This is a genomic window from Streptomyces sp. YIM 98790 (assembly GCF_011421595.1).
Classification (GTDB): Bacteria; Actinomycetota; Actinomycetes; order Streptomycetales; family Streptomycetaceae; genus Streptomyces.
Genome location: NZ_WTLH01000145.1, coordinates 1 through 15,509 on the forward strand (window position 1 = coordinate 1; position 15,509 = coordinate 15,509).

Consider the following 15,509-nt stretch of genomic DNA (forward strand, 5'->3'; position numbering starts at 1 on the left):
CGGGTTCCTAAGTGCGACGGGATGGCTTCGCTCAGCGCACCTTCGCCAGCCCGACGCGGGAACACCATCGGTGTCGGCTGGCAGCAATGCGGACAGACCATGCAAGGATAGGACAGACCAGCGGACCGGGTCATGACTTTGTCCACGTATGGGCGCCGAGGGCCCGGCTCCGGAACGTCTCAGGGGACCCAGAGTGAGATTTGATAGGGCAGTGATGATCGCAGTGGACCGACAATGCAAATTAGTCGTTCCGAGCTACCAGGGTAGCGGTTCGCGGTCGTAGAAGAGTTGGCCGGTGGGTCCTTCGTCGGGGAGGGTGGCCAGCCAGATCGGGGTGTCGGCGGCTTCTTCCGGTGTCCGGGTGGTCTCGCCGTAGGCCATCCGCGTGTTGGTCCGGCCCGGTGACGCGGCGTTGACGAGGATGCCAGCGTCCTTGAGTTCTGCAGCCAGGATGCGGGTGAGGGCGTTGAGTGAGGCTTTGGACACCCGGTAGGAGACGTTCGTGCCGGCCATGGTGCTGATGGACCCGAGGTGGCTGGTGATGTTCACGATCCGGCCGTACCCATGCTTGCGCATCTCCGGGATTGCCGCGGCGCAGCATCTCCAGGCGCCCAGGAGATTGGTTTCCAGGGTGGCGTGGATCTTCTCGAAATCGGGGCTGCCGGCCGGCTGACCGCGGTCGATGGCGATGCCCGCGTTGTTGATCAAGACGTCCAGGCGTCCGTGTTCGTGGGTGGTATCGGCGACCGCCCGCGCGACGCTCGCCGGGTCGGTCACGTCCAACTGCTGCGCCGAGGCATGCAGTCCCTGGCTGCGCAATTCGTCGGCTTCCCGCTCCGCGGCGTTTTCGCTGCGGGCGGCCAGGACAGCGTGGAGGCCGCGTTCCGCCAGGCCTTGAGCGATGGCCAGGCCGATACCGCGGTTGGCTCCGGTCACCAGGGCAACGCGTGGTGACTCGCTCATGAGGCCAGTTCCAGTTCCGTCAACTGTTCATCCAGTTCCCGGACCCGCCGGTCGCGCTTGTTCAACGGCAGGCTTGCGCGTGCCGTGAGCAGGTGCTGGGTGTTCCGCCGTGAGGGGGCCTGCTGGATCAGCGGAATGGCCTCCGTGAGCAGGTGGCATGCGTGATCCAGCTCGCCGAGCTGCGCCTGGGCGGTGGCACGGCGGGTGACATAGGTGGCCCGGTCGCGGATCTTGGTCCTGGGGAGTGACTGGAGGGTCCGCTCGAGGTGCGCTTCCGCCTTGGCCGAATGCTCGCTGCGGTGCCGGGCACGACTGAGGTCGAGGTAGCAGGTGCCGACCTGGGCCCAGAACTCGGCGTCATCGAAGTATCCGAGCCATGGCGGGTCTTCGTCGGTAGGGCCGGACTTGCTGATGGCGTGCTCCGCTTCGCCCAACAGCCGTTCACACGCGGCCGGGTCGCCGAGGGCGGCGTGGGCGCGTGCCTCGCGCAGGGCAAACATCGCCCGGGCACGGGGGGTGGTTTGCCCCGCGCCTTCGTACGCGCTACGGGCCAGGGCCAGGGCTTCCCGGTGATTGGCTGCGTCGTAGCACTGCAGGCTCATCGATTTGAGTACGTTCGCACCCATGGTGCGGTCGCCGGCAGCGTGTGCCACGTGCAGCGCGGCGGTCCAGTAGCGCTGGGCCGCCGCGTGGAGTCCGGCGTCGAAGCAGGCCCAGCCGGCCATGCGGCTGAGTTCGCCTGCAAGGGCGAACAGCCGCTTGCCGATCTCCGTGGTGTAGGAGGAGCTGTCCAGGACTTCGACGACCATGCCCAGCTCGGCGCTGATGAGCTGTCGGGCACGTAGCCCGCCGCGTTCGGCTTCGAGGAACCGGAGGCGGGGGACGCCGTCCTCCAGTCTGTCGACGAAGGCATGGGTCACCTGGCCGCCCCGGACCGCTGCGGCCAGCTCGCTCGGCTCTATCCGAAGCCACTCCTCCGCGAGTCCGACCAGGGCGGCGCCGGTGAGCTTCATGAACCCCCGGCGATCCCGCATCCCGTGCTCCACTGCGTCCTCCAGGGCGCTGATGCTGCCCGGCTGTGTCCAGCCGAAGTCGGTACGGACCGGATCGCCGTCCGGCAGCCAGCACGGCCACGGCTCCTGCCGCACCCGCTCCGGCGGAACACCTAGTTCCGCCGCCAGCGCCAGCTGGCTGGGCCGGTCCGGCGTGACACCGCGGTGTTCCCACCGCCACGCCTTCTGCCGACCGTTTCCTGCGTTGCCCAACCGGCGGGCAACGACGTCCACGAGGTTTTGCTGAGTCCAGCCGCGGTCGGCCCGCACCACGCTCAACGGATGTACGTAGAACGCCCGGTCCTCCCTGCGTGCCATCAGCTGCCCCTTCCGCCTGCTCGCTTCATGCTACGGGCGCGCCCGTCGCCGCGTCGGCTTCTGGGGCACCGCCGCGCACGGAAGGCCACAACGAGACCACAAGCCAGCTCTAGCCACACCGCTGGAACCCCAGTTGGCTATGAGTCCCGTCAATCACTCAGGGTGAGGAGGTCGTCGCGGTGCACCGCAGAAGTGTGATCTGGGAGCAGGATGCCGACCTGCCACCGGCTCCCCGGCCGTCTCCCTTCGTCCAGTGGGCTCCCGCCGGTCCCACTGATGCAGCTGGCCTGTCACGGACGCTGGGATTCGAGGTCCCCTTCGCTGTTCCAGGGCCGGTCGACGGACTGCTGGCAGCACTTTTCGTTGCGGCCCTGGAGCGCGCGCAGCTGCGCCCGGTCGGTGCGGTAGCGCTCCTCTGCGGTGTCGGTTCCGCTGCCCACGAGAGTCATATCGCACAGATTCGGCATCTCGCCGAGGTAGCGGGAATCCGCATCCACCGGGAAGTGTGCGATGCCTGTCCCTGCGGGACGTCCTTGGCCAATCGCTCGTGCTGGCGTCAGGTCCGAAGGCTGCTTGGAAGTGGCTTCGCTGAAGGGGTCATCACCACGGACTGGAACACGCTGGCCCCGGCCACGGACCAGGACCGGGCGCTCGAGGACCTCGCCACCCACCACGCCTTCCTCGTCTTCACGCGTCCGGGCCTGGCCGCAGAGGGAGGGGAGTAGATGGCTGTCCCGACGGCCTTCACCGGGGCACGAGCCGACGCCCCTGCGGCTTCCCGGCCATCCCCGCCACCTTGCCTCGAACCGGGCGGCGGGATCCCTCGCAGCTGGTCAGCGCTGGTGTGCGGGTGTCCAGTAGTCGGTGAGCATTTCGGCCGGCCAGCTGGGCTGGTGGACGGGTCCGCGTGGGCCCATGTGCTCGAAATAGGGGGCGAGGTCGATCACGGGGGTGCCGTCGACGGCGTCGAGGTCGGTGACGTGCAGGTCGCGGCCTTCGACACGGAGAAGGCGGGGGAAGCTGACCGCGAGCTGGTTGGGGCGGCGGTGGTTGCGGTGCACGAAGGTGCCGGTGGCCGGCCAGCGGGGGTTGCCTCGCGGGCTGCGGGCGTGCAGGGCGACGTCGTCGGGCGAGGCGCGGTGGAAGTGCCAGACGACGAGGAGGTGGCTGAACTCCTCGATGCCCTGGAGGGTCTCCAGCGGGTAGGAGGCGTCGAGGCGGATGACGGATTCCACGCCGCCCTGGTAGTCGTCGGCCGGTTCCATGTGGCCGCCGACCACGGTGGCGATGGCCTGGACCTGGAGGGTCTCGGGCACGTGTGTCTCCTCCTGCCGCTGCGGGTTGCGGGGTTGCCGCTCCTGGTGGTGCCGCGTGGGGCGGCCGGGTCAGCCTACGCGGGCGAGGACTTCCCGGGCGCGGGCGTCCAGGTCCATCACGGCGCTGATGCCCCGTCCGCGGAACGGGGTGAGCATGCGGCGCATCTGGATGACGGTGTCCCTGGCGCGGCCGGACTGGACGCCGTCCATGGTCTCCAGGGCGCGGGTCCAGGTGGTGCAGGCGGCTTCGAGGGCGCCTTGCCGGGCCTGGAGGGCGCCGAGGTATCCCAGGGTCACCGCGTGGGTGCGGGTGAATTCCTGGGTGCGGCGGGTGCGCACGCTGCGGCGGAATTCGCGCTCGGCTGCTTGCAGGTCGCCGAGGTCGCGCAGGGTGCAGGCGGTTTCGTGGGCGAGGCTGGCCTCGCCGAAGAACCAGACGCGGCCGGGGTCCTCCCCGGTGGTGGTCGCATCCGCGAGGTCGTTCTCGGCGCGCAGGAGTGCGGCCAGGGCTTCGGGTTTGCGGCCGGCGGCGGCCAGGCTGCGGGCGTGTACGACGCCGAGCAGGGCGCGTTCACGGGGTGTGGCCCGGGTGTAGCGGCGTTGTTCCAGCGAGGCGGTGGCCAGGGCGAGCGCGTGCCGGGGGTGGCCGAGGTCCACGGCCTGGTGGGCCATGGCGCGCAGGATGTGTCCGGCCAGGGGGGCGTCGTCGGCTTCGGCGGCCAGGTGCAGGCCGAGGGTGAAGTAGCGCTGGGCCAGGCCGTGCTCGCCGGCGTCGAAGGACATCCAGCCGCACAGGTAGACCAGTTCGGAGGCGGTGGAGAACATCTCGCGCCGCACCTGCTCGCCGGGGAAGCGGCGGCCGAGGTGGGCGACGATGTCGGTGCGCAGGTAGGCCACCAGGGCGGCGCGGCCGTCGCCGCCGCCGCGGCGCTGGTCACGGCGGGAGAAGAAGGCCATCATCTCGCGGGCGCCGGCCACATCGGCGGCGGTGGTGTGTCCGCCGGAGGCGGGGCGGCGGGGCTGCCGGGCCTGTGCTGCCGGCCTATCGCCGGTGGCCAGGGCGAGTCCTGCGAGCGAGTAGGCGGTGCCGGTGAGCATCTGGCGACGCTGCCTGTCCAACTCCATGCTCCCCAACTCTGCCAGCGCCATCACCGGGTCGGTGTGCTGGGGGAGGTCTTCCCCGTCGGCGTCCAGTCCGATCTCCGGCGCGGTGACGAGGCGTCCCAGCCCGCGCGAGAACGTCTCGCACAAGATACGCGGGGCCCGGCCGCTGGGGCGGGAGCCGCGCAGCCACTGGTTGACGTGGGAGCGGGTCACCGTCCGCAGCTCATCCGCGCCGTTCTCGGCGGCCACCCGGCGGAAACGTGCGGCCAGCTGCTCCTGGGACCAGCCCAGTTCGCGCAGCAGGCTCTCCATCCGGCTGTTGCGTGCACGCGCCATGCATCGCCCCAAATGATCTTTACCAACGTTACCCGTGATGGCTCCCCGCCGGGGATACCCACGCACCGTGCATCACGGTTTGCTCAACGTACCGGCACCGGATGCGTGCCGCTGCCCGGACCGGCGAACGCCGTCGCTTTTCCCTCGTGTTGTTCCCCTGCCTGGTAAGGATGGCGATGTTCGACCCGCATGTCACGGCCGAGGTGTTCCTCGCCGGCGGCCTGGCCGTCACCTCGGCGCTGCTCTGGGCCCAGTGGCGGGCCCGGCACGCCGCGCAGGCCGATGCCGAGCGAGCCCGCCGGCAGGCGGAGCAGGCCAGAGCCTCACGCGAGAAGCAGCTGGCGGATCTGCGCGAGCTGGCGCAGCGGAACGTGGATTACTGGAACGCCGCCCAGCAGGAGACCCGGCATCTGGTGGCCAGGCGTCTGCCGGCGGTCATCGACGCTGTGGTGCGCGGCCGGCCGCAGGCGGAGGTGTCCGGGCTGGAACATCCCCTGCTGGCCGGGACGGCGTTCGAGGACTGCTTCGCCGCCGTGGAGGACCTGGTGCGGCAGGCGGCAGCTTCGGTCCGGGAAGAGGTGGGCCAGGCGGCGCGGGCCGGCGTGCGGGGCATGGCCGATGAAGCGCAGTCCTTCCTGGCCCGGCTTCAGATGGAGATCGATCGGGAGCTGGACCAGTATCCCGAGGACAGCGCCCATCACCAGGGCCTGGCCGTGATCGATCACTTCACCACCCGGGCCCTGCACACGCTCCAGCGGCTGCGGGTGCTGGCCGGGTCGTGGCCGGGGCTGCGGCGCGAGAACAGCCCACTGCGGGAGATCGTCGAGAGCGCCCGCGGCCGGATCGGCCCCTACGGCCGGGTCCACTACACCTACCTGCCGCAGACGGGTGAGCAGCACGTGGAGGGCCGGGTGGTGGAACCGGTCACCCTGGCCCTGGCCGAGCTGCTGGACAACGCCACCAGCTACTCCGGCGAGCAGGTGGACGTCTACCTGCGACAGNGCTACTCCGGCGAGCAGGTGGACGTCTACCTGCGACAGGTCCCGGCCGGGGTGGGCGTGGTGGTCGAGGACAGCGGCGTGGGCATGAACGCCTTCCAGCGGGCGCAGGCCGAGCAGTTACTGCAGCAGCGCACCGTGATGGATGTCGCCACGCTGGCCGACGAACGCAAACTCGGCTTCGCCGTCATCGGCCGCATGGCCGCCGACTACGGCTTCCGCGTGGATGTGAGCGCTCCTTCGGCGACCGGAGGGGTCAAGGCGGTGCTCCTGCTCCCCGCTGCGCTGCTGGCCCCGCCGCCCGCACCGCGGCCGATGCCGGTCACGCAGCCCGCCCCGGCACCGCTGCCGGAGCAGGACGCGCCGGACTCCGCATCGACGAGAACCTCCATGGGGCTTCCCAGACGCCACCGCCGCGGCGTGCGGCAGCAGGCACCGGTGGGGGTGACGCAGGAGCCGACGGCCGATACCGCCGATCTGACGGCTCTGACGGCCGGCCTGGAGCAGATGCGCGAGGCACTGCGGCAGGGATACCGGCAGACCACTTCGGAAGGAGACCACAGCGATGACTGAACTGCGCCGGCCCACCGCCGACACCACCGACATGACCTGGGCGCTGGACCAGCTCGGCGAGGAACGCGAGGTGGTACATGCCCTGCTGTTCACCTCCGACGGGATGGTCCTGGCCGCCTCCAAAGGGCTGGAGCGGGCCGATGCCGAACGGACCGCCGCGGCCTTCTCCGGCATCAAGGCGCTGCAGGCGGACCTGGCCGGATTCTGCGGCGTGCAGAACACCGCCCTGCCCCTGCGCCACCTGGTCACCGACCTCAAGGACCACACCGTGCTGCTGTTCGCCGCCGGGCAGCACACCGGGCTGGCGGTCTCCGTGCGGGGCGACTCCACCAGCCGACAGACCGGAGTCGCCATCACCTCCGCGTTGAAGATGATCGCCGCCCTGCGGCCGGCGCTGGAGGCCCACGAGCGGAAGGGGTCGGCCACCGCGCAGCCGGGCTCGCCAACCGGCGCGGCGGACACTCCGGCATGACCGCCCCACGGCGCCGCGCCGCAGGAATGGTGCGCTCCTACACCGCCACCGGCGGGCGGGTCGTCCCCACACGCCGGAGCCTGGACGGGGCCACGCTGCTGAAGGCCGACGCGACCGTGGCCCTCGCGGGTCTTCCGGCCCAGGCCCGGCGGGTGATGGAGCTGTGCCGGCCCGGGGTGCTGTCGGTGGCCGAGGTCGCCTTCCACCTGCGCATGCCCGGGGCCGTGACCCGCGTGATCGTCTCCTCCCTGGTGGACAGCGGGCACCTGACCGCCGTCGCACCCTTCGTTCCCGCTGCCCAGCAGCACGACCGCGACTTCCTGAAAAGGGTTCTGCGTGGCCTCCAACGGATGTGACCGCTACGTACCGGACGCCGCCCGGTCGGTGAAGATCCTCATCCTCGGCCCGTTCGCCGTGGGCAAGACCACCTACGTCGGCACCGTGTCGGAGATCCGGCCGATGCACACCGAGGAACGCATGACACAGGCCGGTCAGCTCATCGACGACCTGAACGGCCTGGAGGAGAAGACCACCACCACCGTCGCGATGGACTTCGGCCGCCTCACCCTGGCCGAGGACATCGTGCTCTACCTCTTCGGCGCACCCGGCCAGCCCCGCTTCCGCGGCATGGTCCAGGCCCTGACGGCAGGAGCGCTGGGCGGGCTCGTCCTGGCCGACACCCGCCGACTGCAGGACAGCTTCGACGCCATCGACCTGCTCGAACAGGCCGCCCTGCCCTACACCGTCGCCGTGAACGCCTTCGACGGAGCCCCGGAGTACCCCGAGGCCGAACTTCGCGAGTCGATGTCCCTGGATCCCCGTACGCCTCTGGTGCTGCTGGACGCCCGCCGGCGCAACTCCGCCATGTCCGGCCTGATCGCCCTGGTCAGCGCCATCCTCGCCCGTCCCCACCTGGAGCCCGCACCATGACCCAGCCCACCGCCGCGGTGCCGCGGCTGTACGGTCCGGACTTCGCGCTGCGGCCCGAGGACGCCTACCAGGTCCTTCGCGCCGCCGGCCCCGTCGCCTGGGCCGAGATCGCCCCCGGCGTCACGGCGCTGGTCGTCACCAGCCACCGCGCCGCGATCACTCTTCTCCACGACACCGCGACCTACAGCAAGGACTCCCGCTCCTGGGCCGCGCTGAACAACGGCCTCGTCCCGCCCGACAGCCCGGTGCTGGCACTGATGGCCTTCCGCCCCAGCCTGCTGTACGCCGACGGCGAGGCCCACCGGCGACTGCGCGAGGCGATGGACCACTGCCTGGCCCGCATCAGCCTGCACGCCCTGCGCCGCACCACACAGACCCACGCCACCACCCTGATCGAACGGATCGCGCCCGCCGGGCAGGCCGAGCTGATGGCCGACTACGCCGACACCCTGCCCCTTCTGGTCTTCGCCGACCTCCTGGGCTGCCCCGCCGAGTTCTCGGCCCGGATGGTCACCGCCTGCCAGGGCATGATCAACGCCGGTGCCACCGCCGCGCAGGCTGCCGCCGACCTCGCGCAGTGCCTGGCCGAACTCATCGCCCTGCGGCACCGCTCCCCCGGGCGGGATGTCACCACCTGGATGCTGGACCACCCGCACCGGCTGAGCGACGAAGAAGTGCTGCACCAGCTGGTCGTCCTGGTCGGCGCCGGCACCATCCCCACCGCCGCCTGGCTCGCCTCCGGCCTTCGCCTGCTGCTCACCGACCCCGCCTACGCCGGTGATCTGGCGGGCGGAGCCGTCACCGTGCGCCGGGCGATGGAGCAAGTGCTGTGGACGCACTCCCCCATGGCCAACTTCAGCGCCCACTACGCCCGCCACGCCACCCACCTGCACGGGGTTCCCGTCCCGCCCGGCGTACCGGTCCTGATCAGCCACGCCGCCACCGGCACCGGCACCGCACTGCCCGAGACGGGCTACGACAACCGCGCCCACCTGGCCTGGTCCGCCGGACCGCACCGCTGCCCGGCCGACAGCCACGCCGCCGTCATCGCCCAGACCAGCATCGAAACCGTCCTGGACCAGCTGTGGGACCTGGAGCCGACCGCCGCAGCCGTGCCCAACCGGCCCGGCCCCTTCCACCAGTGCCCCGCCGCCATGCCCGTCCGCTTCCGCCCCCGCCCCGAGAAACCCACCGCTCCCAACGCAACCACCGGAAGACCCGCGTGAACCACAGCCCCCTCACCCTGGACACCACCGGCCGCCACCTCTACCCCCAGACCGACCAGCTGCGCGCAGCGGGCCCCGCCGTCCGCGTGAACCTGCCCGACGGCGTGACCGCCTGGTCCGTCACCCGCGGCGACATCATCCGGAAGCTCCTGACCCACCCGCACGTCTCGAAGAACCCGCGCACCAGCTGGCCCGGCTACCGCCCCGGCGCCATACCGTGGCTGGCCGCCTGGGTGGATGTGCAGTCCATGTTCACCAGCGACGCGGCCGACCACCAACGGCTGCGCGGCCTAGTGGCCCGCGCCTTCACCCCGCGCCGGGTCCGGGAACTCGCCCCGGCCATCGACGCCATCGTCACCGACCTCCTCGACACCCTGCACCACACCACCGGCCCGGGACAGTCCGTAGACCTGCGCGCCGCCTTCGCCTACCCCATCCCGACCCGCGTGATCTGCGACCTGTTCGGCGTGCCGGCGGACCAGCGTGCGGACATGCTCCGCGTCATCGACGCCGTCCTGGACACCACCGCCACCCCGGAACAGGCCGCGAACACCCGCACCGCCATCTACCAGGCCATGCACACCCTCATCGCCACCAAGCGCGCCCGCCCGGGCCAGGACATGACCAGCGATCTGCTGGCCGCACGCGAAGACGGCGACCGCCTCAGCGAGGAGGAGCTGGTCAGCACCCTCATCCTCATGATCGGAGCCGGATCGGAAACGGCGGTCTCCCTGATCGGGCACGCCATCACTGAATTACTGGCCCACCCCGGCCAGCTCCACACCGTCCTGGCCGACCCCGCCCGCTGGGACGACGTCATCGAGGAGACCCTGCGGTTGCACCCGCCGATCATGCACCTGCCGATGCGCTACGCCACCGGTGACATCGATCTGGGCGAAGGAGTGACCCTGCACCCGGGCGACCTCATCCTCATCGGCTTCGGCGCCCACGGCCGCGACCCCCAGCTCCATCACCACCCCGAGGCATTCGACATCGACCGCACCGACAAGGATCACCTCGCCTTCGGCCACGGCATCCACTACTGCCTCGGCGCCCCACTGGCCCGGCTCGAAGCCCGACGCGCCCTTCCGGCACTCTTCACCCGCTTCCCCCGCCTGCGCCTGGCCGTCACCCCCACCGAACTCCAACCCCAGCCGTCGTTCATCGGCAACGACCACCGCACCCTGCCGGCCATCCCCGTACCAGCCTGAGCACCCGCCCCAAGCCATCTCGGCTGCACGGCCCACACCAGTGAGGCACCAGGTCCTCGGCCTTTTCGCCATCTGGTCCTGACGACGTCCCGTGCCCGGTCCTCCCCGGCCAGGCACGGGCGCCGCGGCGGCGCAACGCCGATCCCCCCGCCCGGCAGGCGCCGCCCCCCGGTGGCCTCGTCCCCTCCCGATTCCTCCGGCTGCGAGGGGACGGGGCCACCACTTCCCAAACCCATGCCCTCCCGCCGAATGCGAGTCCTACCGTGCCCAGTCTCCCGACCCCACCACGCTCGGCCCCTTCCCGGCCGCCCCGGCCCGCCGTCACCCACCCGGCAATGGCCTGGAGCACGGTGTGCGCCGGGACGGGTTACGACGCGGTCGTGATGCCCGAATTGATGGCTCGGCAGGTGCTGCCGCTTCTGGTGCACCGCCGGTCCCGCGTGCGGCTGGGCTGGATCGGCGTAACGCCCCGGTTGTGGTGGTGGCCGGTGCCGCCGGGCTCGGACGAGGGCCTGGCCTGGCCGCAGGACTGCTATCTGCCGGCCGGGACCGTGCTGCCCTTGTCGATCAGTGGCCACTCCGTGCCGCCCTTCGTCTGGCTGCGCCGGGACGAGCGGGAGCCCTTCACGCACCCAGTGGTGCTGTCCGCCGTACTCAGCCACGTAGCACGCACCGCCCCGGCCGCCTCGGGGAGGGCGCGGTGAACAACGCCTTCTCCAACAGCATGGCCGGTACCGTGGTCCAGGCCCACGCCGTCCATGGTGGCCTCCACCTGCACCAGCAGGGCACTGCGGTCTTTCCCTCACCGCGGCAACTTCCCCCGGTACGTGGGCGACTGATGGGGCGCGAGGACCGGCTGGCCGCGCTGGACCACATCCGAGCCGCCGAGGACCAGGGCACGCCGATCGCGGTGATCACCGGCATCGGAGGCGTGGGGAAGACCACGCTGTCCGCCCACTGGTTGGCCCGACTGGCCGAGCACTACCCCGATGGGCAGCTCTATGCCGACGTGGGGGCGGCCGGGGACAAGGATGTGGCCTCACCGGCGGTGGTGCTGCGTGGTTGGTTGCACGCCTTGGGCTATGGCCCCGCTCTGCCCGGTGGCGTGCAGGAGCTGGCCGGGCTGTGGCGCTCGGCCACCGCAACCCGGGAATTCGCACTCCTCATCGACGGCGCAACCTCGGCCGCGCAGGTGCGCCCGCTGCTGCCCGGCGGCACCGGCAGCCTGGTGGTGGTCACCGGCCGCTGGCAGCTGAGCGAGCTGGCCACAGCGGGAGCACGGATGTGCCGACTGCCGCCGCTGTCGCCCACCGCCGCGGTGCAACTGCTGGCCGACAGCGCCGGAGAAGGCCGCCTGGATCCGGACACGGCCGAGGCCCGGCGCATCGCCGTCGCCTGCGCGGGGGTGCCCCTGGCACTGGTGATGGCCGGCGCGGTGCTGGCCGCCGATCCGCACCGCCGCCCCGCGGACCTTGCCGCCGCGCTGGAGCGCAAACCCCACACCACCTTGTCCACCCACACCGCCGAAGGAGTCTTCGCCGTGACCGCCGCCGCCCAGGAAATCTACGAATCACTACCGCAGCACACCCGCCGGGTGTACCGGCTCTGTGCGCTGCTGCCCACCACCGACCTCGACCCCGACACCGTCGCCGCAGCGGCGAACCTGCCCCGGGCGGAGGCCGAGCACGCGCTCGGCCTGCTCACCGGCGCCCACCTGCTGGACAGCCGCGCACCGCAGGAGGGCCGGCCGGACAGCTACACCTGGGCCACGCAACTGGTGCACCGGCACGCCCAGCAGTGCGCGCAGGAGGAGGACACCGCCGAGGAACGGCAGGTGGCCACCCGGCGGGCATGCGAGTGGTTCCTGGCCACCGCCAGCGCCGCGCAGAAACTGCTCACCCCCGTCCAGGCCACCATGGAGCGCACCTACCGCCACCCGCTGCCCGAACCGCCGGCCTTCCCCGACCAAGCGGCGGCCCTGGCCTGGCTGGTGGCCCACCAGCACAACCTGCTGCCGGTCATCCGCCACACCCGCGACGCCCAGTGGCACAACCTGACCTGGCAGCTCGTGGATGCCCTGTGGCCACTGTTCCTGCGCATCCAGCCCTATGAGGAGTGGATCGCTGCCCACCGCCTGGGACTGGACGCGGCCCGGGCCGCCGAGCACCCGGCAGCCGAGCGGCGGATGCTCACCTCCGGCGCCATCGGCCTGGCCGCCGCCGGCCACAACGACGAGGCGATCCGCTGGTACCAGCAGGCCCTGGAGAAAGCCATCGCTGCCGGGCACGTACACGACCGGGGGCAGTCCCTGCTGGGCATCGGCGGCTGCCACACCAACATGGGACGACCGCAGAAGGCCGAGCCGTTCCTGCGCGAAGCCATCGCCGTGTGGGACAGCTCGGGCTACCGCCGCGGCGTGGGACTTGCCCTGATCACCCTCGGCGAAGGCGCCCTGCACACCGGACAGCTCAACACAGCCATCGACCACCTCACCGCGGCACACGCGATCCTGGTCGAGCACGGCGACGGCTACGACGCAGACCGGGTCGCCGCCTGGCTCGGCTATGCCCGCGCACTGTCCGGCGATCACGAGGCCGGACGGCTGCTACTGGAGCAGGCGCTGTTCGCGTTCCGTGCGGCCGGATCGGCACGCTGGCAGGCCCACACCCTGGAATGGCTCGGCCACATCTCCGCCCTGACCGGCGACAACGACACCGCCCGGCATCGATGGCAGCAGGCGGCCGACCTGTTCGACACCGTCCGCCCGGCCGATGCGGCCCGGGTCCGCGAACGCTTGACCACACTGACGGGCCAAGCCGACGGCTCCGGCAAGGCACGGGTCTGAAGGCGGCAAGAACCACCACGTCCTTGGCGGCCTTCGCTCGGGCCGGCCCGGCACACGGTCCGTGCGCCCCGCCCCGCCGACTGCCGGCTCAACTCCATCCCTTCCTATCCACCTCTACCACCGGAACTGATGTGACCTCACTGCCCTCTCCGCCCGTACGGGCCCGGGCCGCATACCGTGATGTGGCCTTACTGATCGCCACCGCTTCCGGGCACAGCCTGTGGGCGACCGTGATGATCGCGCTGCGCGAGTACGCGGCCATCCAGGTCCCGCACAGCGGCCTCGTCGGCCGGGTCCTGATGGCCGTCGGCGCGATAGCCATGGCCGGCTGGCTGATACGGCTGACCGCCGCTCGCAAGAGGGGTTCGGCCTGGGCACTCGCTGGGGCTGCCGCGCTGGCCGCCGCGGTGGCGGCGGACGCCGCCGGGCTGGTGCCCGCCGACGGCGGCGGCGCCACCTTCGGAGTGCTGGCTCCCCTGGCCGGAGCCGGGCTGACGGTGTGGCTGGTGCGCGAAATCCTGCGCCACCACCGGGTACGGCTGCACGCCTCCGCGGGCCCCGCGGACGCCGACACCCAGGGCGGGGTGTTCGCCGCCGCACTGCTGGGGTTCGCCGCGGCCGGACTGGCCATGGTCACGGTGTCGCTGTGGTTCCCCCAGTCCACGCTCGGCGGCCACCAGCTGGAGGCCGGCGGCATCACCACCGGCAGCCAGGCCTTCGCCGCCTTCGTGTGGACTGCCGTGGCCGAGGAACTGGCCGAGACCGCCGCGGTGCTGGCTCTGCTCGGCGCCGCAGGCCGGCCGGTGCGCGAGGCCGTGGCGCTGTGCCTGCTGCTGCGCCTGGCGGGCCATGCGTATCTGGGTGCCGCCGCGGTGGCCGCGGTGGTGGCGGGCGCCGTGGCGGTGCTGCTGTTCCTGCGCTGCCGGGCTGTCGTCCCGCTGCTGCTGGCGCACTTCGCCTGGGACGCCAAGGTCCGCGACTGGGTGATCCCCCAGCTGTATGCCGTGGACACCGGCGACGGGACACGCACCGTGCTCCTGGTCGAGAGCTGGCGCACCAGCACGGCCACCCTGCTGCTGACCGCCGGCGCGGCACTTTGGCTGCTGCACTTCACCCGGCCCATCACCGCCAGCAGCGAGGCCGGGGAACTGGCCAGCACTGGGCGCACCTCGCCACGAGCGGCAGCCCTCCCCGCCCGCCGCGTCCCGTGACAGGCGCGCTGCCCGGGCGCAGCCCAGCCCGCGGTAATTCGGGTGCCGACACTCCTCCCTCCGCCCTTGCCCACCTCCCTCGCCCGGGGTGGAGCGATAAGGCTGACCGCGAAAGGCAGTTTCGTTCATGGAACCTCACCACGCCGAGACCAGAGCGGCGCAGATCGACACCGTCAGGCCGCAGTCGGCCCGGATCTGGAACCGCTGGCTGGGCGGCGGCAAGGAGAGCTTCCCCGTCGACCGCACCGTCGGCGCGGCATCTCCACTGCCACTGGCGCTGTTTCACTCCCACCTCGTCCTTGGCGACAATGAGCAGCAGGCCTGCCATGACGTCCGCCGTCTGCACCAGCTCCTCGTCTCCGGCCTGCCGGAAGACGCGGCCCGACCCGAACACGCAGGGCGCCTGCTCTTCGCCGCCGTGCGTGCCCAGGCCACCGCGGCTGCCACCGGGGCTCCGGCTGCGGGCAGGCCTGTTGCGGTGCTGGTGCGCACGACGATCCGCCCGGTGTGGGAGCCGCTGCTGCGCGCCGGCCGGGTGGTGGCCGCCGATGTCCGTCACCTCGCGTGGCACCCGGTCGCCGGGCAGGAGATCGCTTTCCGTCTGACCGGTAATCCCGTCTACCGCGACGCCCGCAGCCGCCGCCAGCTCCCTCTGCGTCGGCCGCGTGAGTGCCGCGCGTGGCTGCGCAGCCGCCTGGCGGAGAACGGCATCCACCTGACCGGCTCTCCGGCCATCTCTCCGGCGACGCGCCTGACCGGGACCAGCCGCCGCGGCACCATCCAGCTGATCATCAGGGACTTCCAGGGGCGCGGCACTGTCACTGACCCCGTCGCCGCAGCCCGCGCCCTGGTGGAAGGTCTGGGCCGAGGCCGGGCCTATGGCTGCGGACTGCTCCACATCCCCGCCCTGCACGGACAGAGTTGATAAACTGACCCACCGGGAACGGCGAGGGT

At 71.6% G+C, this 15,509-nt stretch carries 14 protein-coding genes; 9 read left to right on the forward strand and 5 right to left on the reverse strand.

Going from position 1 to position 15,509, the window contains the following annotated elements; genetic code table 11:
- Nucleotides 1–255: 255 nt before the first annotated feature.
- The 5 genes from GQS09_RS20870 to GQS09_RS20890 form a co-directional block, all read right to left on the reverse strand.
- Nucleotides 256–963 carry an SDR family oxidoreductase gene (locus GQS09_RS20870; RefSeq protein ID WP_165988569.1) on the reverse strand — a complete coding sequence of 236 codons (708 nt, stop codon included), beginning with the start codon at nucleotides 961–963 and terminating at the stop codon, nucleotides 256–258.
- Nucleotides 960–2,333: a transcriptional regulator gene (locus GQS09_RS20875; protein ID WP_165988571.1), complete on the reverse strand. Its 1,374-nt coding sequence runs from the start codon at nucleotides 2,331–2,333 to the stop codon at nucleotides 960–962. The genes GQS09_RS20870 and GQS09_RS20875 overlap by 4 nt, the downstream gene beginning before the upstream one ends.
- Nucleotides 2,334–2,623: 290 nt before the next feature.
- Nucleotides 2,624–2,782, reverse strand: coding sequence for a hypothetical protein (locus tag GQS09_RS20880; RefSeq protein ID WP_165988572.1), 159 nt, complete (start codon nucleotides 2,780–2,782; stop codon nucleotides 2,624–2,626).
- Nucleotides 2,783–3,166: 384 nt separating this feature from the next.
- The gene (locus GQS09_RS20885) at nucleotides 3,167–3,598 is read right to left on the reverse strand and encodes an SAM-dependent methyltransferase (RefSeq protein WP_165988592.1); all 432 of its coding nucleotides are present in this window, start codon (nucleotides 3,596–3,598) and stop codon (nucleotides 3,167–3,169) included.
- A 120-nt stretch (nucleotides 3,599–3,718) separates the two neighbouring features.
- The gene (locus GQS09_RS20890; protein WP_165988574.1) at nucleotides 3,719–5,089 is read right to left on the reverse strand and encodes a Tat pathway signal protein; all 1,371 of its coding nucleotides are present in this window, start codon (nucleotides 5,087–5,089) and stop codon (nucleotides 3,719–3,721) included.
- Between the two features lie 1,563 nt (nucleotides 5,090–6,652).
- Here GQS09_RS20890 and GQS09_RS20900 point away from each other — a divergent pair.
- The 9 genes from GQS09_RS20900 (at nucleotide 6,653) to GQS09_RS20940 (ending at nucleotide 15,480) form a co-directional block, all read left to right on the forward strand.
- Nucleotides 6,653–7,132: a roadblock/LC7 domain-containing protein gene (locus GQS09_RS20900; RefSeq protein ID WP_093841381.1), complete on the forward strand. Its 480-nt coding sequence runs from the start codon at nucleotides 6,653–6,655 to the stop codon at nucleotides 7,130–7,132.
- Nucleotides 7,129–7,488 (forward strand): DUF742 domain-containing protein, encoded by a 360-nt coding sequence (locus GQS09_RS20905; RefSeq protein ID WP_093841380.1) that lies wholly within the window; start codon nucleotides 7,129–7,131, stop codon nucleotides 7,486–7,488. Before GQS09_RS20900 ends, GQS09_RS20905 begins: the two co-directional genes overlap by 4 nt.
- Complete coding sequence (locus GQS09_RS20910) at nucleotides 7,469–8,062, forward strand: ATP/GTP-binding protein (protein WP_165988578.1); 594 nt, start codon at nucleotides 7,469–7,471, stop codon at nucleotides 8,060–8,062. The genes GQS09_RS20905 and GQS09_RS20910 overlap by 20 nt, the downstream gene beginning before the upstream one ends.
- Nucleotides 8,059–9,288 (forward strand): cytochrome P450, encoded by a 1,230-nt coding sequence (locus GQS09_RS20915; protein WP_165988581.1) that lies wholly within the window; start codon nucleotides 8,059–8,061, stop codon nucleotides 9,286–9,288. The genes GQS09_RS20910 and GQS09_RS20915 overlap by 4 nt, the downstream gene beginning before the upstream one ends.
- A complete protein-coding gene (locus tag GQS09_RS20920; RefSeq protein WP_165988583.1) occupies nucleotides 9,285–10,499 on the forward strand; it encodes a cytochrome P450 in 1,215 nt (404 codons plus the stop codon). The genes GQS09_RS20915 and GQS09_RS20920 overlap by 4 nt, the downstream gene beginning before the upstream one ends.
- A gap of 335 nt (nucleotides 10,500–10,834) precedes the next feature.
- A complete protein-coding gene (locus GQS09_RS20925; RefSeq protein WP_139238456.1) occupies nucleotides 10,835–11,203 on the forward strand; it encodes a hypothetical protein in 369 nt (122 codons plus the stop codon).
- The gene (locus tag GQS09_RS30725) at nucleotides 11,200–13,344 is read left to right on the forward strand and encodes a tetratricopeptide repeat protein (RefSeq protein WP_165988585.1); all 2,145 of its coding nucleotides are present in this window, start codon (nucleotides 11,200–11,202) and stop codon (nucleotides 13,342–13,344) included. Before GQS09_RS20925 ends, GQS09_RS30725 begins: the two co-directional genes overlap by 4 nt.
- A gap of 131 nt (nucleotides 13,345–13,475) precedes the next feature.
- Entirely contained in the window at nucleotides 13,476–14,555 is a 1,080-nt protein-coding gene (locus GQS09_RS20935) for a type II CAAX prenyl endopeptidase Rce1 family protein (RefSeq protein ID WP_165988587.1), read from the forward strand.
- A 127-nt stretch (nucleotides 14,556–14,682) separates the two neighbouring features.
- The gene (locus GQS09_RS20940) at nucleotides 14,683–15,480 is read left to right on the forward strand and encodes a type I-E CRISPR-associated protein Cas6/Cse3/CasE (protein WP_165988590.1); all 798 of its coding nucleotides are present in this window, start codon (nucleotides 14,683–14,685) and stop codon (nucleotides 15,478–15,480) included.
- The last annotated feature ends 29 nt before the right edge of the window (nucleotides 15,481–15,509 follow it).